Here is a 19,107-nt window from a genome sequence, read left to right on the forward strand (position 1 = left end):
TAGAGATTCCCCCTGCCCCCTTGAAAAGTGGGGACCGGAGCTTGCCTACCCCTCGGGCTCTACTCCCAACGCCTTTAGCTGCTCGGCCAGGCGATCGGCTCGGTCCTGAGCGGTGGCCGCTGCTTCCTCTGGGGTGGGCACCAACTCGCCGGAGGGGTGAAAGTAGCGCAAGGTATTGTCTTGAATGCCCAGAAACAGGTTCAGTACCTCGCTCCAGCGTTGGCCAGATTCATTGGGGATGATCGCATCATAGTGCTGCCCCACTAGTCGGTAGCCCTCAAACTCTAGCGTCTCTGGCGAAAACCAAAAATACTCCGGGGTTCTAAATCGATCTTGGTAGAGCACCTTTTTGAGAGTGCGGTCTGCTCTGGCCGTGGCCGGAGACAGCAGCTCGATAATTAGATCGGGGTATCGGCCGCCTTCTTCCCACACCACCCACGATTTGCGGGGGCGTCGCTGGGTTTGGTTTACCAGGAAAAAGTCTGGACCTCTAAAATCCCGGTTCTTGAGCTGTTCACGGCTGAAGTAGATAGTGAGGTTAGCGCCAATGAAAAAGTCGGTGCGCTCTTTCCACAGCCACTCCAAACAGGCTACCAGCAGTGCCAGCTGAGCGTAGTGCAGCGAACTTTCCATCTCGGGCTCATTGCTCTCTAGCTGGGTGGCATCTGGCATCAGGTCGGCCAGTTCTTGCGCGGTCATCACCATTGCCCGTCTATCCTCAGCGCTAGGTACCCTCATTGTAAGTTCAGCGTTGCTAGACATAGGTGTGAATCAAGCATTCAGCGGCCCTCGCAGGGGCAAACGACCGTCTGCCCCTGTTCAAATTCATGCCCTAGTGCAGCAACACCGCAAGCTCAGTTCTGGCAACAACCCTTGAGTCGCTAGCTGCCCAGCCCTGAGAATGCACTCTCGGTCTACACATTCAGCACTGTGAGCTGGCTCAGCAGAGGGTCGACCAGGGTTTGATGCTTGTCGGCCAGGAGCTCATCCATGTAGGCTTGCAGGCGTGCGCCCTGCTCCAGGTTGGGCACGTACACTTGACCGTTGGGGCGGGTAAGTAGGGGTGTGGTGGCCAGCCTCATTAACTCATCGTTGTCAGGGGCTAGCACCAGAGGACCGCTGCCGGTGCTGGGCAGCAGACCGGGGGGCAGACGACCTTCGAGTAGGGCCATCAGGTGGGCCTGGCAGGCTTCCACATTTAGCCCCCGCTCCTTCAGCAGATGCAGAATGCCGTTGAGGGGCATGGGCTGCTCGGGCAGGGCGCGCAGCACCTCCATCAGCAAGAACATGTCGCTGTACTGGTGGCGCGTGAGGTCGAGCACCTGGGGATAGCGCACCAGGTTGACCAGCCCATAGGTGACTCGGCTACAGCTGGGCGGGCGATCGCTGTGGTATGTATCCTGCACGATGGTGGCGTTGGGAAACTTCTGTCGCAGCCAGCGGGCTATCTTGGGCAACGAGGCGCTGCCACCCGTGCAAATCACCTGGTTGATGCCCTGGGTATTGAGCCCCGACTCGCTCAACAGTCGGTTGAGGTGGCCATTGATGCGCTGAATGTAGGGCAGAATGATGCGGTCTTCTAGATCCTTGCTGCGCACGATCCAGCGTTGGTCGGCCAGCTCCAGCTCAAACTGGGGCTGGTGCTGAAGGATGATCTTCAGGTGACGGGCCGCTTCTAGTACGCTCTGCCCTAGCAGGGAGGCTTCTAGGCGCTGGTAGAGGCGCTGACGGCGGGCGATGTCGGGTTCTGCCGGGCGCGGCATCTCGCAGCTATCGAGGTCGAGGTCGTGCCAGTGGGTGCCAGCCAGTTCGGGCATAGCAGCCTGCCAGCCCCAGCCTGCAGCTTCAGCAGAGCGACCAGAGCCTTCGGCGGGGCGGCTCTGGCGACGTTCTGCCGGGTGCAGCAGGTGGCAAACGATATCGAGGTCGATGGCGTCGCCCGCGTAGCTCATCGAGTGCAGGGCAAAGTCGCTGTAGGAGAGATCGCTTAGGGCGGTGGGCAGGTTGACAATACCCACCTCGGTCACGGTAGCTCCGGCGGAGAGTACCACCGTACCCCCAGTCCAAGGGCAGGCGTAGAGGGTCTGCTGCTGCATGGGCTGACCGTTGCCCTCGGGCAGCGGCGTAGACGGGTCGGGCAGACCCGAGAGCACTGCCGCGATCGCATCTTCGACAAAATAGATATCGTCGGGGCTGGCGATTAGCCTGGCTCCGAGCACTGCCTCTCGCAGGTTGAAGGTGTAGGTGTCGGGCCAGTTGGCTGGGTAGCTGACCACTATTCCCTGCAGCTGATTCAGCGCCGAGACGATCGCCTGGGCATCTAGGCCCACCGCTCCCACCGTGAAGGCTGCCTCTGGGCTGAGCCCCTGGGGCAGGGTCGCCAGCAGCTCGCGCAGGCTGTCCTGAAAGATTTGTAGGGGCAGGCGATCGCGGTCAGACCACTGAATCTGGGGCTGATAGACCCCATCGCCCACTACCGCTGGAATGCTGAGTTTGAGGTACGGCTTCAGGGCTTTGAGCAACACCGTGCCCTGGTCGGCAGCGTCGCCATCGCTCCAGTTTACGGTCAGGGCCGAAGACCCAATGGACTGTACCTGGCAGCTTCCGCTACCATTCCCTGTGCTCACCGAGGCCAGGCTGGGCAGCCGAAAGAACTTGTCGGCGGTAACTCCCGAAATGGCGTTATCAACCCAGTAGAGCGGGTACACCTGCCCGCCGCGCCGCTCTAGCAGCACCGCTGATAAGCCTGTGGTGCCCACATCTAGACCCAAAAACCACAGCGGAGCTAGCGCTGCTGCCTCGGGCTCGTCAGCCTCTGGCGGCGCTGGAATCATAACAGGCTCGTCTTCGATGGCGTCGAAGTCGTCAGTGCTCTCTAGCTCAGCACTCTCTAACTCAGTTTCATCTATGTCGAACTCAGCGGGCAGATTGCGATCGTCAAGGGCAGGTTCAGGCTCAGCCGGGGGAGGTGGGGCTATAGGGTCGAGCACAGGTGGGGCGATCGCTTCCGGTGCTACCGCATCTGGTGCCACTGCATCAAACGCCCTAGAGATAATCTCTTCCAGCAGATCAACGGGTAGAACTGGCCCGGCTTGATTGAGAGGCTGAGCTGGCTCGCCTGACTCTAGATTGAGGCTTGCTAGGCTGTCTAAGTTTTCTTCTAAATTAAGCGTCTCTGGTTCTAGCCCCTCTGGCGCGAGCGCTTCTGATTCTAGAGATTCGAGCGCGGGGGAATCTAACCCAAAGACTTCTGGTTCTGGCGTTTCTGATTCTGAAGATTCAGGGGTGAACAGATCTAGCCCAAAAGCTTCCGGCTCTGGGGCCTCTGGTTCTGAAAATTCGGATGCGAGCGAATCTAACTCAAAGACTTCTGGTTCTAGGGATTCGGGCGCGAGCGGATCTAACTCAAGAGCTTCCGGCTCTGGGGCCTTTGGTTCTAAAGCCTCTGGCGCTAAGGAGGACTCCAGGGCGGTGACTTCTTCTAGTTTAGGCGCACCAAGATCCAGGGTATCGAGATCTAGCGCATCGAGGTCAATGGCTTCAGGACCAGGGGCTTCAGGCTCCAGGGTAAAGAACTCGTCTAGAGAAAAATCTACTGTCGCCGCTGAAGCTGGAGGATCTGCTAGCGAAGCCTCGGTCAATGCCTCGTCTACCGCTAGGTCTGCTGACTCAGCGTCTGCCGACTCCACAGGCGTAGAGGCTGCCGTGAGGGGCCAGGTTTCAGATAGCGGGGACTGGTCAGAGACAGATTCTGAAGTCGGTTCTAGGTCGGCTTCAGAGAGCCAGTCGGCGATGTCACTGTCGCCAAAAGCGGCTTCTGCACTGGTCTCTTGCTGGGGGCTGGTTGTATCCTCCAGGGAAAGATCGTCTAGGAAAAGGGCCAAATTGTCATCGGGCGGGGCAGCAGCCTCTGGTTCGAGCCGGAGGTCAAGGTCGAGATCGAGGGAGAGGCGATCGTCCGCCGGGGCAAAGTTCCCGTCAGGCTCATCGTTTTGAGCGGGTTCCACGGGTTGCGAGTCGCCCTCGTCTTCTACTTCGAGCCAAATTGGTTCCGCTATAGATGGTTGGGCCGGAGGCGACTCGGGGGGGGCGATCGCCTCGAGATCCAAGTCATCTAAGCTGAGATTGAGGTCGAGATCAAGGCTAGGGGCTGGGGTAAGGGGCTCGATCGGCTCCCCCAGCAAGGCGTCGAGATTGATGAAATCAATCATCGCTTCCATCGATTCGGCCGTCTCCGCCGCTGCCGACTGAATGGGGTCGAAGGGAGCGGGTGGCTCTGACTGAGCCGCTAGGTCAGTTTCTGCAAAAGAACCTGCCCCCGCCGCGTCCAAAATGTTGTCGAGGCTGATTTCGCGCTGCCAGTCGGTGGCGGTTTCGTCCTGGGTGTCTTGGGGTGGGAGGGTGGCTTCGGGGCCTTTAGACCAGCCTTCTCCTAGCGCCGCTAAATCGTCTAGCGAGCCAGGCCTCGCCTCAGTCGGTGTGGCCCCAGGTTCATCTGACTCGGGCTCATCCAGGCTGAGGTTGAGATCGTCGAGGGTAATCGAGAGGGATGGCCCTGGGGGGTTGGGTTCGGGTGCCGCAGCTGCCATACCCCAGGTGTCTAGCGTTAGCTCTGGTTCTGGGGTGACGTCTGGCCCGGTAACTGTTAGGGATGAATCGTAGGGAGGTTCGTCTCCCAGGCCTAACCCCGCTAGGGTGACGTCTGGGGTTGAGGCAGGTGCAGGCTCTCCCAGGTCCAAACCCGTCAGGGTGAGGTCACTTAGGTCTGGCCGATCGCCTGGCTCAGCCTCTGGGGTTGGCCCAGCCGCCAGACTACTCTCTGAGAACAAATTGGCGATCGCATCGTCCGGCGGTGGATCGGGCCGCAGGGCAGATTCTGGCGGGGCGCTGGCGCTGTCTGTTGGTGCCGGGTCAAAGTCGGCCAGGGTAAAGTCGTTGGCTCCCTCTGCTTCTGAGCCAGAGATGGAGCCAAACTGGGCGTCAGATGTGAGGTCGTCTAGGGTTGCGCCAGGCCGGGGTTCTGGGGCCAGGGGTGTCAGTGGGTCGAGGGTAAGCTCGCCCAGCAAGTTTTCTAGGGTAAGCGAGGGGCCGGTTGGGCCAGTTGAGGGTGCTGCTGGCGATCGCTCTGGGGCAGGCGGGCTGGGCTGAGTCGCATCGGCCGACAGCTCGGTGAGATCGCCCAGGGTTAACCCCGACTCGCCCAGGGCTGGTTCCTCTGGGCCCAGGCTCAAATCTAGGTCTGACAAAATTGAGGCCAAAGACGACGTATCCGATGAGGGGGCAGGCGTCGCATCAAGAGTATTAAATAGATCCTCAGACGCAAGATTCCCAGGCTCAGCGGCCCTGGGCGATATATCGCCAAACAGATCAACTCCTGAGGCACTAGCAGAGGACTGATTGAAGCGTTCGATACTTGCCTCGTCAGCGATCGGTGCTTCCAATGCGTCTGAATCACCGAACAGGTCTAATCCCGAACCCTCTGGGGCTGAGGGTTCTGGTGCAGACGGTGACTCAGTGTTGACCAAGTCTGAGCCGTCAACCAAATCTAGTCCTGAATTTGCTGGGGCTGGGGGTTCTGGTGCAGACGGTGACTCAGTGTTGACCAAATCTGAGACATCAAGTAAATCTAATCCCGGAACTTCTGGGTTTGGGGTTACGGGTGTAGACGGTGGTTCATCGTCAACGATCAGATCTGAACTATCAAACAGATCTAGCGACGGGGTTTGGAGATCCGGTGCAGACGGTGGCTCATCGATAATTAGATCTGAACTGTCAAACAGATCTGGCAACTCACCGGCGCGGGTAGCGTCGGGCGCAGCCAGGGTATCGCCAAACAGATCCAGCGCTGCCAGGTCTTCGGTGGGTTCGGCAGTAGGGACGCTTCCCAAAGCGATCTCGTCGCGAATTGCAGCCTGTGAGTCTGTAGGCGATATGTCAAAGAGATCTAACCCCGATTCGTCCCCCGGTTGATCGATGGGGGCCGGGACAGTGAAGGATTCGTCATCATCAGTGACCGCGTCACTGAAAAGATTGACGCCGAGCTCCTCAGCGGCAGCAGATGCCACCGCTGGTGCCGCGTCATCAAACAAATCGACGCTGGCCAAATCGGCGGAAAAAGATGATTCAGGGCCGAGTAGGTCAGGTTCACGTGGGGTCGAGTCAGCTAAGTCGGCAGGTAAATCAGCATCTAACGCCGACAGATCGAGCTGATCTAGCTCAAGATCAGGGGCCGAAGGTTGCTCTACCTCTAGGGCTAGCTCGTTTGAGAGGTCGATGCTGAGGTCAGGTGGGGAGCCAGCAGCGGCGTCTTCACGCCCAAATGCGTCTAGTTCATCGGGCTGTAGGGTTTCAGGAGGGGAGGGGGCATCGGCCTGCCAATCGAGGCTAAGCAGATCGGCTAGATCGGTTACCGCTGCCTCGGTGGGGCGATCGGCGTCGGGCGATTGGCGGTTACCTTGGTCAGTCTCCTGAGCGAGATCCTCCAGGGAGAACAAATCGCGATCGGCACTCTCGGCGGGTACCGCTGCATCCGAGGGGGGGAAGGCATCTTCGGGCTGGGGCGTGGGTTCAAAGAAGCCCGATAGGCCAGGTTCCGCCGCCACCTCTAAATAGTCGAGGTCCTGGCGGAGCTGGTTGATCATGGCCTCGTCTAGGGCCAGGTCGTAGCTGCTGGTGACGGGCAGCTCATCCTGGGTTAGTAAATCTTCGTCGGGTGAGGCGGCCATAAATTCGCCCTCGCTGTCGTCAGCAGCGCCTTCTAAGTCGCCCGTTTCTCCAGGGCCAGGGGGTAGCAACTCGTCAAACGATTCTATGGTCTCCGGTAGGTTAACCTCGACAGCCGCTAGTGAGCCAGCCAGGATGGTATCGAGGGGGTCGACGGTGGCGTCGCCAAACAGATCCAGATTGTCCAAATTGCTGCCCGAGCGTTCTGGGCTGACCTCCGCCTCTGCAACGTCGGCAGCCTGTATCAGCATCGCCAAATCGTCAGGGTGCGGCGGCTCGGCAGCTGGCGGGGGCGGCYCGGCGGCGATCGCCCCTGTAGCTTCAGCGGTATCAGCGGGGCGATCGACATCCAAAAAGAGATCCACGGCATCGTCCGTGCCAGTCTCATCCCCAAGCTCGGCAGCACTGGCTTCGGCGATGCTGGCCTCATCGGCTTCAGCAAAAAAACCGCCGCCAAACAAGCTCTGGTAGAGGTCGTCTAGCGCTGTTTCGGCTTCCATCCCAGCCTCGGCAACGTCGGCACTTAGATCGCTCCCTCCCTCTGGCAACGACACCGCCGGGGATGGGTCGGGGGCGGCGGCATCGAGGCTATCGAGCAGCGGCAGATCGAGGGGAGACGCCTCAGCGTCGTCGAGGTCAAGGGCCGCCTCAAGGGCTTCATCCAGCTGGAGTTCGGTAATATCGTCGTCGAGGTCAACACCTAAATCGAGGGCTTCCAAAGCCAGGTCGACCTCCAAATCAGGGGACAGGCTCCCTCCTTCGGCAAAGGTGTTGTCTGTCGAGGTTTCTGGGGCAGGGGTGGCGAGGTTGGGCTGGGGCAGCTCTCGCCGCTGGCCCGATTCTAAATAGGCCAGGGTTTCCTGGTTGATCTGCTGGCCCAGGTGGTTGACCAGGGCGCTAAACATCAGCTCGCCCTGCTGGCCCAGGGTGTGCATCTGGTTGAGGCCCTGGTTGAGCGAATTTTGGTAGCTGTAGATGCTCTGCTGCAGGGTCTCAAACACCGATCGCAGCGATTGATCGAGCCCTCGCATGACCTGGTCTGACTGAGCCTGAATTTGCTTTAGAAACTCCAGTCGCTGGGCTGGGGTGAGGCCAGGGGCATCGGGGTCAGACTCAGTGCCTTCGAGCAGACCGTAGGCGTTGGCGGTGGCCGACTCTAGCCGCTGTACCGACTGGTCGACCTGGTTGCTCAGGTGGGCCTCCAGCTGGTGGGCCATCTGCTGGAGGGCGGCCTCCCAGCTTGGCGGTAGCTGGTGCAGCGCTGCTGTCTGATCAATTTGCGATCGCTGCTGTTGAAGCTCCTGCACCTCCTGCAGCAAAAGCTCTCGCTGCTGGCGCAGGGTCGCCACCTCGTTGCGCAGCGGGTCTAAAATCTGCATGGTTTGCCCGCGCAGGTACTGCATCTCCTGCAGTAGCGCCTTGAGCACCTGGCTCGCGGCCGCCGTCGTGGGGTCATCGGGTAAACCGCTGGGGCCGGGGGGTGGGGAACCAGCTTTCATCTCCGCCAGGTAGGCCCGTGCTCGGGCCAGCAGCTGACGCTGATTGGCATCATTTGACATGACCCAGGGCAGCCGGGGGGCGGCTTCCCCCAACATTGAGTCAATTTCGGCTACCAGAGCTTCCAGTTCGTCCTGCTGCACAGCCACCTCTTTGCTTATCTTCCCCAGCGATTGCCAAAGTGTATGTCAGGCCCCTTTAAAAATCATCACGGTAATGCCCTAGTGCTGCTGCTGTTAAAGGACATAGATTGATGGGTTTAATTGGCTTCAAAGCAAGCTGGAATTGAGTTTGGATCTTAACGGCGATTCGCCGAGCGCTCCCTCCGGGAATCGCCTCTGGTCTGCCCGGGAAGGAGTGATATAGTGCTAAGACTTTGGATTCCACCGCCAAGCTACTAATGAAGAATTCTACCCCTCCCCTGGGATAGGATTGGTTGAGGCGATTTAATATCACTAACTTAAACAAAAAAATTAATGTTGGGGTGGTCAATTGATGGATGCTCGCTACAACCCTCGAGATACCGACGCTGACTTAAAACTTATTCGATCGGCGCTGCTATTTCAGGATTTGCCAGAGGAGGCTGTAGCGGAAGCCACCAGCCACGTGGTCTCTCGTCGCCACCCAGCCAACCAGGTGATTTTGCTGGAAAACGACTGGGGCAGCTCAGTGTACTTTATTTTGGAAGGCTGGGTAAAAATTCGCACCTACAACCTCGACGGCAAAGAGGTCACCCTAAACATTCTAGGCAGGGGCGAGCTGTTTGGCGAAATGGCCCCGCTCGAAGAGGTGCCCCGCTCCACCGATGTTATTACCCTAGTGCCCACGGTGATTGGCAGCATGCCCGCCAGTGACTTTGTAAAACTTCTAAATACCCAGCCTCTGGCCGGCATTCGCCTGTCGCAGCTGATGGCGCGGCGGCTGCGTCAGGTCAACCGGCGGCTGCGGCTGCGCGAGTCTGACAGCACCTCGCGGGTGGCCGACATCATTCTCTTTTTGGCCGATGGGCAGGGGCAGCGCAGCGCCAGCGGCGTTGAAATTCCCAACCTGCCTCACCGCGAGTTGAGCAGCCTCAGCGGTCTGGCGCGGGAGACAGTCACCCGCGTACTGAGTAAGCTAGAGAAGAAAGGGTTAATTGTGCGGGAAAAAGATCTAATGAGCATTCCCGACCTCAATGCCCTAGAACGCCTGCTGGTTTAGCCATCCATGAGTCATCCCCCCGACCCCACCCCTGGGGCTAATTTTGTGCCCCCGGCTGAGGCTACCGCGAGTGACTTCGATGGGTTAGACACCTACCTGGAGTACCGCACTCCCGAGGCCGAAACCGACGGGCCAGATCTGTCGCACCGCCTCAAAGCTGGCCCTCTGGCAATGGTTGAAACGGCCTTTTTAGCCAGCACCGCCGCGCTGATCTGGCTGGTGAATACGTACTTTCCGCCGGGGCCAATTCTGCGAATTTTGTTTCCGCTGCCGATGGCGCTGGTTTACCTGCGCTGGGGGCCACGGGCGGCGTGGATGTCGGCCCTGGTGTCGGGGCTGCTGCTCTCAGTGCTGATGGGGCCACCCCGCAGCCTGCTATTTCTGATTCCCTACGCGCTGCTGGGAGTACAGCTCGGCTTTTTTTGGGTGCGCCGGGCCAATTGGTACATCTCGATCGCGGTTGGGTCGCTGCTGGGCACGATTGGGTTTTTCTTTCGGCTATGGCTGTCGTCGGTGCTGGTGGGCGAAGACCTGTGGGTGTACCTGACTACCCAAGTTACCCAAATGCTGAACTGGGGGCTGGAGCGCCTGGTGGGTCTGGGCGTGCTGGATGTAGGTGTGCTGGGCCAGGCCAATGTACAAGCGGTGCAGATCTTAGCCTTGGTGTCGGTGCTGGCCAGCAATGTGGTGTACCTGTTTACGGTGCATCTAGCGGCCTGGCTGCTGCTGGGGCGGTTGGGCGCGAAGATACCGGAGCCGCCGGGGTGGGTGCAGGATTTGTTGAAGGAGTAGCAGGGGGTAAGGGTTTAGGGTGCAAGGTAAAAGGTACAGGGTTCAAGGCGGAATTTGGCCCTAAACCCTATACCCTTTTCTGAGATCGCTGTTTGTTGGAGTCGTAAGTTCTGTGGGTGAGCCGTTGATAAAGGTTTATACGCAGAATCGGCGGGGGGAGGATTGGCTGGGGCGGGTGCGGGGGTTGCGGCCTGGGCTGGTGCTGACGCTGGGGTTTACCGAGACGGGGCTGGTAGAAGGGATTTCGGCGGCGGGGGCGACACCGCGCGATCGCACCTTTACCGCCCTGGCCGATGCCGAATTTATGGTCAATGGCCTGACGACAGCCCTCAAGTATCCCCTGCCGCCGCTTCAGGCAGGAGCTTCCCCAGCGCTAATTTCTAAAGCTGTTATCGCCGAGCAGGGAATTCCCCTCGTCGTTCTCAATGCTGGATTGCCCCAGCCGCCGACCGTCCTTCACCTGGATTTGGGAGGGAAGCGAGCGCAATGTCTGAGCACCGGGGCAGCTTTGCCGTTAGATGTGGTGTGCCACCTCTGGCGGCAGGGGTTGGCCCAGGGCGAATTGCTAGGGAGCAAGAGCGACTACCTGCTGCTGGCGGAGTGTGTGGTGGGGGGCACGACTACGGCATTGGGTCTTCTCACCGGGCTGGGGCTAGATGCAGCGGCGCGAGTTAACAGCAGCCACCCCATCTGTAACCACGATCAGAAGCAGGCTTTGGTTACTAAGGGATTGTCGCTAGCAGGATTGCCAGAGCGGCCCCATCCCCTAGCGGTGGTGGCGGCGGTGGGCGACCCGATGCAGCCGGTGGTGGCGGGGATGGCGATCGCGGCTAGCCGCACCCGGCCCGTGCTGCTGGCGGGGGGCACGCAAATGCTGGCGGTCTATGCGCTGATGGTGGCGATCGCGGCGGCAGAAGGCTGCGACTGGAATCCACAAAACATCGTGGTGGGCACCACTCGCTGGGTGGCGGAGGATGCCACCGGAGATACGGTGGGGCTGGCGGAGCTGACGGGGGCCTGTTTGATGGCGACCCGGCTGAGCTTTGCAGCGTCGCGGTTTGAGGCGCTGCGGGCCTACGAGCGGGGGTTTGTGAAGGAGGGCGTGGGGGCGGGGGGATGTGCGATCGCGGCCTCGCTCTACCAAAACTGGGGTCAGCCGGAGCTATTGGGGGCGATCGAAGCGCTGCTAGCGCAAAAGTCTCGGCTAGAAAAGCCCTAGGAGCTTTGCTGACGAATCCACCGCCGCAGCGACTTCACTACGGCGTTGTCGTCTTCCCCAGGAGCCATCTGCAAAAATGTCACCAGCATTTGCGATGACACCTGAGGAAACGTAGGGCTAACCTCGCACTCTACGTATTGCCCACCAACAAGCGCATAAAAAACCAGCCCTCGCCGCTGGGTGTATTGCCACACCTCAGGAATTTGCAGCTGTTGATAGATCGTAAATCGCCGCTGGGCCGAGCTGGTAATGTCTACTTCTACCGCAAGGTCGGGGGGTGGGTTGGTGCGCAGGTCGAGTTGTAGGGTGCTGATCTGGTCGGCGTTTTGAATGTAGTAGCAGGAGTCGGGTTCGACCCCTTGCTCCAGGTCTTCCCGCTCTAGAGTGGTGGAGCCGTAGGCTTTGATTTTGAGGTCGAGTTCTTCTGTTAAGGCAGTGATGATGCGGTCTAGCAGCCGATTTAGCACTTCGTGGAGGTCAGAGGGCATGATGATTTCTAACGTGCCTTGGTCATAGGCCAGCCGCGCAGCCCGATGGTCGCCCATGTCTTGCAGTAGGGCCTGGTATGTGCTCCACGACACGCGTTGCAGGGTAATGTGCTGACTAGGGGATTGCAGCAGGGTGGCCATGGCCTTGCTCTGAGTGCATTTGCTTCAACTGTAGCGGAATTTTCTCGCCACGCTAGTCAACGATGGAACCAATAGGTGAAGCCGAGGAAACTGGCCAGCCCAACTATTTGAGTCGGGCTGGCAACCAACGCTAAATCAGTGACTTAACCCTGGCATCTTGCTGCGCGCTACTCCAACAGAATGGTTTTGGTCATGATCACCATCCACGTCTCGACTCCGCTCGACGACCGCGTCTCGACTCCGCTCGACGACCGCGTCTCGACTCCGCTCGACGACCGCGTCTCGACTCCGCTCGACGACCGCGTCTCGGTGCTAGGCGGCACGGGGATGGGGTTGCTCCAGTCGTTGGGGTCGGCGTAGCCGAGGGCATGGAGAATTTTGATGGTGCGGTCTAGGGCGGCGAGGCTGCCGTAGAGCATGTGACGCACTTTTTCGGGGGTTAGGGGTCGGGTGCCTTTGCTATCCCCACTGGGCGGCAGCGGTAGGGAGCCGGCCTCTGGGTTGTCGCTGGCGTCTGGTTCAAGATATTCAAACATCGGTTCTGTTTTCCTGTTTTGTGGTTGAGGAAGACAGAACGCGAAAACCCCAGCCACCCGCAGTTGAAGTGCAAACTGAGGGGGCTAGGGTACGATGAGCCTAGCCTCGCAATCTGCGTGCAAGATTTGCGGGGTTAGCTGTCTGTTGGTGTTCCAGCACCTTCAGACAGCGCCAAGATTTTCTTTTCGAGTTCTGCATGGCCACCGTTTTGCTCAAACGGCTTAGTGGATGAGTCTACTGGTACGGACGCGCCCCGTCAACCGTGATGCAAATGAGAACTTCACCCAAAAAGATATGAAGAGTTGCTAACGAGCTGCTGAAATCAGTTTAATATGCGGAAAGTTCCTTGTGATCTCCCATTTTTGGGATGATATGCGGAAAGTTTCGACCCATCATCCCTATTTTGGGTAGATAGATCGAAACATTCGCTGTAATAAGATTGTTAGCTTATCTGCAAAATCCAAGTCTGCGTACTTAATGTAGAAAATATTTGACTGGCATCAACTATGGCTTTTGTGAAAGATATAAGAATTGCAGATAATGCAACCCCAGCTGCGGCTACATCTCGTATTGTTGCTCAACGTCTTGGTAAATCACTTCGAGAAAGATTTCAAGACTCTATACATAAACGTGAATGCGAGCCCTCCCAGGATGATTATGATGTGAAAATGGCTAGTAGAGCTATAGCTGCGTTTTCCATATATAACTTGGCTGTAGTAGATGATGCCACGGCTGGGAAAAGCGTATGTGATAGTTCTGAAGACGGTTGTATTGATGCTTTATGTGTAAATCACAGCGAGAAAAGAGTGGTGGTGGTTCAGTCAAAATTCAACCAAAGAGGTAATAGTACTTGGACAAGAGATGATTTCCTGTCATTCAAAGATGCATGCGAAAAACTTCAACTAGAAGAGTATTTTCGATTTGATCGAATCTTGCAGCAAATGGCTAACGACATAGAAATTGGACTTGAATCTCAAGATTATAAATTTTTATTTGTAATGGCACACACAGGAAAGCGTGGCGCTGCCGAGATGATTCTACATGATATGCAAAGATGGCAAGATGAACTAAATTCAGCAGCTCTTGCCCCTGCAAACACTCCGCAAGACGATCTTCCATTTCAAGTACATCTTGTATCTGCTGAAGATTTAACAGAGTGGCTGCAAACTGGAACACATGTGAATATTGATCTTGATGATGTTGAGATCGAAAACTATGGGCAAAAAAATGAGCCATATTTAGCATTCTATGGACAAATTAGTGGTGATCAAATACTAGAGTGGTGGGAAGCACATGGAACCCGTTTATTTGCCAAAAATATAAGAAATCTACTAGGCAGTACAGATGTTAATGAATCAATTGGAGATACTGCCGTAAATAATCCGACAATGTTCTGGTATTACAACAATGGAATTACATTGCTAGTTTCAGAAATATTGCCGAATCGTCGTAATGCTAATAGAGGTACTGAAAGAGGTACATTTAAATTTCTGAACGCCAGTGTCATTAATGGTGCTCAAACAGTTAGTACAATTGGTCAAGTATTTAAAAATATTACTGAAGAAAGTAGTGCTATTCTCGCTCAGATAAAAATTCCTGCAAGGTTTATCAAGGTAGCTGGCAGTGAAAATGCAGAAGCTGCTGCAGCTATCACCAAAGCAAATAACCATCAAAATAGAGTGCTAGGAAGAGACTTCGCGTCGCAACACTCGGAGCAACTAAGAATATCAAAAGAACTTGCTGTAGAAAACTACCAATATCAATTATTAAGAACAGATGATCAACACATCCATGTTGATTCAAGCACCATAGATTTAGACGAGGCACTTGATGGTCTAGCATGCTTGACTATGTCGGCATCTATTATTGCTACGTTGAAAGATAAAAGAGGACGATTTTTCGAGAATCTGGATGGTCAATTGTATAAAAGTGTCTTCAATCCTACAGTTTCAGGCATTAAGGTTATTAATGCGGTTGTTCACCTTCGTGTAATTGAGCGGCTCATAGATTCTAAGCTAAGCACAACAGACAGAAGTACGCATAGAAAACGTCACCTCATTATTACTCATGGGAATAGGGTCATAGCAGCTCTTCTATTAAATAAAGTGAGTAATATAGCAACTGCTACAGAGTCAATCTCACCGGATGAAGGACTTTTATCAAGTAAACTTGATTCCATTGTTGATGAAGCCGAGCAATACTTTGAAAGAAACTATACAAATGCTTATCCAGCAAGATTCTTTGGAAACGTTGAAAAGGTCAACGAAATACTTAACGTATTGAGTGATGGGCTATAAAATCAAACGATGCCAAGCACATGAAAAGATTACTTGCCGTCGCTCAGCTAAGTCATTAGCTCATCCCATTTCTGGGTTGAGGCCGTATCTACTCTTTCAAAGTTAAACGCTACTTGCTTGCCTCGCAAAGCAAGTGTAGAGTCATCAAAGATGAGACGTAGAAACCGGTTATCGATTTTAGACGGGTGGCTTCTGCCTACTTCAAGGAAGGGTAAGCACACTGCAAAGCAGGTATGCCCCGGCGCAGACTCTACAGAAATGGTGCCGTGGTGGCGGTTTTTGACAATGCGAAGCATCGTGGTTAAGCTTCATCAACTACCTCTCAACCGGTGGAGTTGGCAGAACCACAAGTTCACCAATATCAACATTGGGAGGTTGCGAGAGCGCAAATAGCACCGTCCGAGCCACATCATCAGGACGCAGTGCATCGGGCTTCGGGTCATCAAAGAACGGTGTATCTACCATACCCGGTTCAATTAGAGTGACACGCACCCCCGTGCCGCGCATCTCCTCTCGCAGGTTGTAGCCGATCGCTGAGACAGCCCATTTAGAGGCTGCATACATAGAACCTTTCAGCACTGTGCGGCCTGCGATCGAGCCAGTGATGATGACATGACCCTTGGCTTTCCTGAGTTCTGCTAAGCTGGCCCGCAACGTGTAGGCGACGCCCAGAATATTGGTGTTAACGATGCGTTGCCAAGACTCAACCGGAGCCCCGGAAAACCCACCCGGTTCACCGCCACACCCGGCATTAGCAAACACCGCATCTAGGCTGCCAAACGCCTCTACGGCGTTGGCGACCAACTGTTCTTGCGATCCATAGTCAGTGACATCACAGGCAAAAGTGCGAACTCTATCGGCATCTAGTTCTTGCGCTAGTTGATCCAGCTTCTCAGTAGAGCGGGCGGCCAAGACAAGGTTGAAACCTTGCGCTGCCGCCTGTCGGGCCGTGGCGGCACCAATACCTGTAGATGCGCCGGTAATCAGTAGAGTTCTAGTCGCCATCTTAAGTTTCCTACTCTGCCACGAATCTCCATGGTTATCTTGCCACAGATGCCTATGGGGCAAGGGCGGCTGGGGTTGGGTGAGCTAGAGCGCATCACAGTCGATGCGCCATTTTTGCTTACCCCAGGGGCAAACACACCGCAAAGCAGGTATGCCCCGGTGCAGACTCCACAGAAATGGTGCCGTGGTGGCGGTTTTCGACAATGCGCAGCACCGTTTCGAGGCCCAGGCCCGAGCCTTTGCCGACGCCCTTGGTGGTAAAAAATGGCTCGTAGATGCGCGACTTAATCTCTGGTGGAATGCCCGGCCCGGTGTCGATAATTTCTACCCGAGCGTCGCCCTGAAAATGGCAGGTGCGCAGGGTGAGGGTGCCCTTCTCGCCCATGGCGTCGATCGCATTGTCGATCAAATTCGTCCACACCTGGTTGAGTTCGCTGCCGTGGGCCATTAGCTTGGGCAGGGTGGCATCGTAGTCGCGCTCCACCTTAATGCCCTGCTTCAGCTTGAAGGCAAACAGCCGCAGAGTGTCTTCTAGCCCCTGGTGCAGGTCGACCATCTGCTGCGCGCCCTGATCCATATAGCTATAAGACTTCATCGATTTGATCAGAGTGGCGATGCGCTCGGCCCCGTGCTGGCCGCTCTGAATCATCGACATCATTTCAAAGGAGAGGGCCAGCCAGCGAATGCCCATGTCGCGCAGCTGGGTGGGGTTGTCGCGCCAGGGGGCCATCAGCCGTTCTAGGGTGGGGATATCGATACCCGCCAGGGCCAAGGGTTCGGCCAGTTTCCAGGCTTGGGTCGCGCCGTAGTCTTCGAGCCAGTCGAGCAGTTCCTCCTCGCGATCGCTCAGGGTCGCCGCATCGGCTCCGCACTTGAGAATGGTTTCGTAGCCCGCATCCCGCACCCGCTGCCACTCCGCCGATTCGGCTTCGTCGGGCTGCTGCTGGCCGTAGAGCATATTCATTTTCTCTAGCTCGCGAATGGCGGGCACCATTTCGCTGAGCGATCGCACCAGGGCCGCCGCCGGGTTATTCAACTCGTGGGCCAAGCCCGCCGACAGCGTACCCAGGGCCGCCATTTTTTCGCGCCCGCGCAGAAACGACTCCAGCCCCCGCACCCGCTGCTGCATCAGGCGAAACACCTGGCGCTCAAACTCGCGACACTCGTGCAGCAGGGTGAGAAAGTCGGCCCCGGCGATCGCATGGATCTGACAATCTGACATTGCCTGGAGCGTCACTGGGGCGGGCTCGTCCGTGAGCACCGGAATTTCGCCGATGTAGCCGAGGCCTTCGTGCTGGCCGATGGGCATGGCCACACCCTCGCTCTGGCGGGTAATACCGAGGCGACCCGAGGCAATCACGTAGATCGTGGTGGTCAGGTCGCCCTCTCTGACCAGGTAGTCACCCTTGGAGAGCTGAATGAAGGTGGCGCGATCGCACACCCACTCCAGGCGCTCCGGGGGCAGGTGGTTAAAGGGCGCGATCGCCTGCAAATGCTCCAGACAAAGCGTTGACGCGCTCATCGCACCGCCCCCAAGTACTGGTGAACGAACTGCACGCAGATTGACCCTTCGCCCACGCCAGAAGCCACCCGCTTGATCGACCCACAGCGCACGTCGCCCACGGCAAACACGCCGGGTAGGCTGGTTTCGAGCAGAAAGGGGGGCCGCTCCTGAGACCACACCTGGTGGGGTGGCACTCCCGTACTGGCCAGGTCTGGCCCGGTGAGCAGGTAGCCCCGCCCATCCCGCTGCACCAAATCTTCTAGCCAGTCGGTGTGGGGAGTGGCCCCAATAAAGATGAATAGCGACTGGGCGGGCACGGTTTCGGTGGCCCCAGTGATGGCATTTTGCAGCACCAGCGCCTCTAGCTGCGTCCCTCCCTTGGCCTCGATCACGCTGGTGTGGGTTTGCACGGTGATGTTAGGTGTCGCGGCGATCTGGTCGATTAGGTACTGCGACATGCTCTTGGTCAGCGAGTCGCCCCGCACCAGCATGGTCACCGACTTGGCGTACTTGGCAAAGTTCATCGCCGCCTGTCCTGCCGAATTCGCTCCGCCGATAATGTACACGTCTTCTCCTTCGCAGGCCAGGGCTTCGGTTTGGGCCGCGCCGTAGTAGACCCCCGCCCCGGTGAACTGCTCCAGSCMMKSTSWGNTTGNKCMGNMKCCAYGMGAYCSCCRGGGCNKAMWWTCWCMSCCTGNSTGCNYGANTKTCGCNWGYYKKCGCTGAGGGTGAGCAGCCGGTAGTCGTTGTCGGTGCGCACCGACTGCACCGACTGGGGCGTGAGAATTTCGACCCCAAAGCGGCGGGCCTGGCTGACGGCGCGGCGGGCCAGGTCGCTGCCGGAGAGGCCCACCGGAAAGCCCAGGTRGKTCTCAATGCGGGAGCTGGTGCCCGCCTGGCCACCGGGGGCCTCGCGCTCGATTAGCACCGTGTGCAGCCCTTCGGACGCGCCGTAGACCGCCGCCGCCAGCCCAGCGGGGCCACCCCCGACGATTACCAGGTCGTAAAAGGGTTTGGCCGCCGTAGTTTGCAGGCCAATGCGAGCCGCCAGCTCGGCGGTGGTGGGCTGACGCAGGGGGTCGCCATCGGGGAACAGCACCAGGGGCAGTTTGGGCCCCGTTACACTATCGGTCACACAGCCAGCCAGGGTGCGGGCCTCTTCGCTGCGTTCTACATCCAGCCAGCGATAGGGGATCTGGTTGCGGGCCAGAAAGTCTTTGATTTCATGGCTCTGGGGATTCCAGCGATCGCCCACCACCCGAATGCCCTCAAACGGGGGCCGAAAGTTGGCCTGCCAATCGGCCAGCAGGTCGTCAATCACCGGGTACAGGTTTTCCTCCGGCGGATCCCAGGGCTTCATCAGGTAGTAGTCGAGGCCGACCTCGTTGATGGCGCGAATGGCGGCATCGGTGTCGCTGTAGGCGGTGAGCAAGGCCCGCTTGACGTCGGGCACCAGCGCGATGGCCTGCTCTAGAAACTCCACGCCGCTCATTTCGGGCATACGCTGATCGACTAGCAGCAGCGCCACCGGATCGCCGCGCTGCACGATTTGCTGGAGGGCTTCGAAGGCCGCCGCCCCCGAACTGGCTCGCATGACGCGGTAGTGCTCGCCGTAGTGCCGCCGCAGGTCGCGGGCGATCGCCTGCAGGACATCCGGGTCGTCGTCAACAGTGAAAATAATCGGTTTGGCCATAGCAGAGACCT

Annotated in this window: 10 protein-coding genes and 1 pseudogene; 4 read left to right on the top strand and 7 right to left on the bottom strand. The window is 57.5% G+C overall.

The genetic code is table 11. The features are described from left to right. Nucleotides 1-45: 45 nt before the first annotated feature. Entirely contained in the window at nucleotides 46-705 is a 660-nt protein-coding gene (locus IQ265_RS22625) for a Uma2 family endonuclease (RefSeq protein ID WP_194057810.1), read from the bottom strand. Between the two features lie 209 nt (nucleotides 706-914). After that, nucleotides 915-8,363, bottom strand: a complete 7,449-nt coding sequence (locus IQ265_RS22630; RefSeq protein ID WP_194057811.1) for a hypothetical protein — start codon at nucleotides 8,361-8,363, stop codon at nucleotides 915-917. A 352-nt stretch (nucleotides 8,364-8,715) separates the two neighbouring features. On the opposite strand from IQ265_RS22630, the gene IQ265_RS22635 reads away from it, so the two are divergent. From IQ265_RS22635 to cobT, 3 genes are all read left to right on the top strand, one after another. Beyond that, nucleotides 8,716-9,420 (top strand): Crp/Fnr family transcriptional regulator, encoded by a 705-nt coding sequence (locus IQ265_RS22635; RefSeq protein WP_194057812.1) that lies wholly within the window; start codon nucleotides 8,716-8,718, stop codon nucleotides 9,418-9,420. Between the two features lie 6 nt (nucleotides 9,421-9,426). Continuing rightward, on the top strand, nucleotides 9,427-10,212 hold the full coding sequence (locus IQ265_RS22640; protein ID WP_194057813.1) for a DUF2232 domain-containing protein: 786 nt from the start codon (nucleotides 9,427-9,429) through the stop codon (nucleotides 10,210-10,212). 112 nt (nucleotides 10,213-10,324) lie between these two features. After that, nucleotides 10,325-11,431, top strand: coding sequence for a nicotinate mononucleotide-dependent phosphoribosyltransferase CobT (gene cobT, locus IQ265_RS22645; RefSeq protein WP_347405005.1), 1,107 nt, complete (start codon nucleotides 10,325-10,327; stop codon nucleotides 11,429-11,431). Here the strand turns inward: cobT and IQ265_RS22650 are convergent. Together IQ265_RS22650 and IQ265_RS22655 are read right to left on the bottom strand one after the other, a co-directional pair. Then, complete coding sequence (locus IQ265_RS22650) at nucleotides 11,428-12,060, bottom strand: Uma2 family endonuclease (RefSeq protein WP_194057814.1); 633 nt, start codon at nucleotides 12,058-12,060, stop codon at nucleotides 11,428-11,430. The genes cobT and IQ265_RS22650 overlap by 4 nt on opposite strands. Nucleotides 12,061-12,227: 167 nt before the next feature. Then, the gene (locus IQ265_RS22655; RefSeq protein ID WP_194057816.1) at nucleotides 12,228-12,596 is read right to left on the bottom strand and encodes a hypothetical protein; all 369 of its coding nucleotides are present in this window, start codon (nucleotides 12,594-12,596) and stop codon (nucleotides 12,228-12,230) included. A 507-nt stretch (nucleotides 12,597-13,103) separates the two neighbouring features. Between IQ265_RS22655 and IQ265_RS22660 the strand changes: the two genes are divergently transcribed. Beyond that, on the top strand, nucleotides 13,104-14,894 hold the full coding sequence (locus tag IQ265_RS22660; RefSeq protein WP_194057818.1) for an AIPR family protein: 1,791 nt from the start codon (nucleotides 13,104-13,106) through the stop codon (nucleotides 14,892-14,894). Nucleotides 14,895-15,209: 315 nt separating this feature from the next. Here the strand turns inward: IQ265_RS22660 and IQ265_RS22665 are convergent, their stop codons facing one another. The 3 genes and pseudogenes from IQ265_RS22665 to IQ265_RS22675 all read right to left on the bottom strand — a co-directional run bounded on the left by IQ265_RS22665 (nucleotide 15,210) and on the right by IQ265_RS22675 (nucleotide 19,096). Continuing rightward, the gene (locus IQ265_RS22665; RefSeq protein ID WP_194057820.1) at nucleotides 15,210-15,899 is read right to left on the bottom strand and encodes an SDR family oxidoreductase; all 690 of its coding nucleotides are present in this window, start codon (nucleotides 15,897-15,899) and stop codon (nucleotides 15,210-15,212) included. Nucleotides 15,900-16,017: 118 nt separating this feature from the next. Next, complete coding sequence (locus IQ265_RS22670) at nucleotides 16,018-17,421, bottom strand: ATP-binding protein (protein ID WP_194057822.1); 1,404 nt, start codon at nucleotides 17,419-17,421, stop codon at nucleotides 16,018-16,020. Then, a pseudogene (locus tag IQ265_RS22675) lies at nucleotides 17,418-19,096 on the bottom strand (FAD-dependent oxidoreductase). The gene IQ265_RS22670 and the pseudogene IQ265_RS22675 overlap by 4 nt, the downstream one beginning before the upstream one ends. Between the last annotated feature and the right edge of the window lie 11 nt (nucleotides 19,097-19,107).

Source organism: Nodosilinea sp. LEGE 06152 (genome assembly GCF_015207525.1).
Classification (GTDB): domain Bacteria; phylum Cyanobacteriota; class Cyanobacteriia; order Phormidesmidales; family Phormidesmidaceae; genus Nodosilinea.

Excerpts from the sequence above, each read along its gene's own strand:
- IQ265_RS22625 (WP_194057810.1), bottom strand. The coding sequence starts at position 705 with ATGGTGATGACCGCGCAAGAACTGGCCGACCTGATGCCAGATGCCACC.
- IQ265_RS22635 (WP_194057812.1), top strand. The coding sequence starts at position 8,716 with ATGGATGCTCGCTACAACCCTCGAGATACCGACGCTGACTTAAAACTT.
- IQ265_RS22640 (WP_194057813.1), top strand. The coding sequence starts at position 9,427 with ATGAGTCATCCCCCCGACCCCACCCCTGGGGCTAATTTTGTGCCCCCG.
- IQ265_RS22650 (WP_194057814.1), bottom strand. The coding sequence starts at position 12,060 with ATGGCCACCCTGCTGCAATCCCCTAGTCAGCACATTACCCTGCAACGC.
- IQ265_RS22655 (WP_194057816.1), bottom strand. The coding sequence starts at position 12,596 with ATGTTTGAATATCTTGAACCAGACGCCAGCGACAACCCAGAGGCCGGC.
- IQ265_RS22660 (WP_194057818.1), top strand. The coding sequence starts at position 13,104 with ATGGCTTTTGTGAAAGATATAAGAATTGCAGATAATGCAACCCCAGCT.
- IQ265_RS22665 (WP_194057820.1), bottom strand. The coding sequence starts at position 15,899 with ATGGCGACTAGAACTCTACTGATTACCGGCGCATCTACAGGTATTGGT.
- IQ265_RS22670 (WP_194057822.1), bottom strand. The coding sequence starts at position 17,421 with ATGAGCGCGTCAACGCTTTGTCTGGAGCATTTGCAGGCGATCGCGCCC.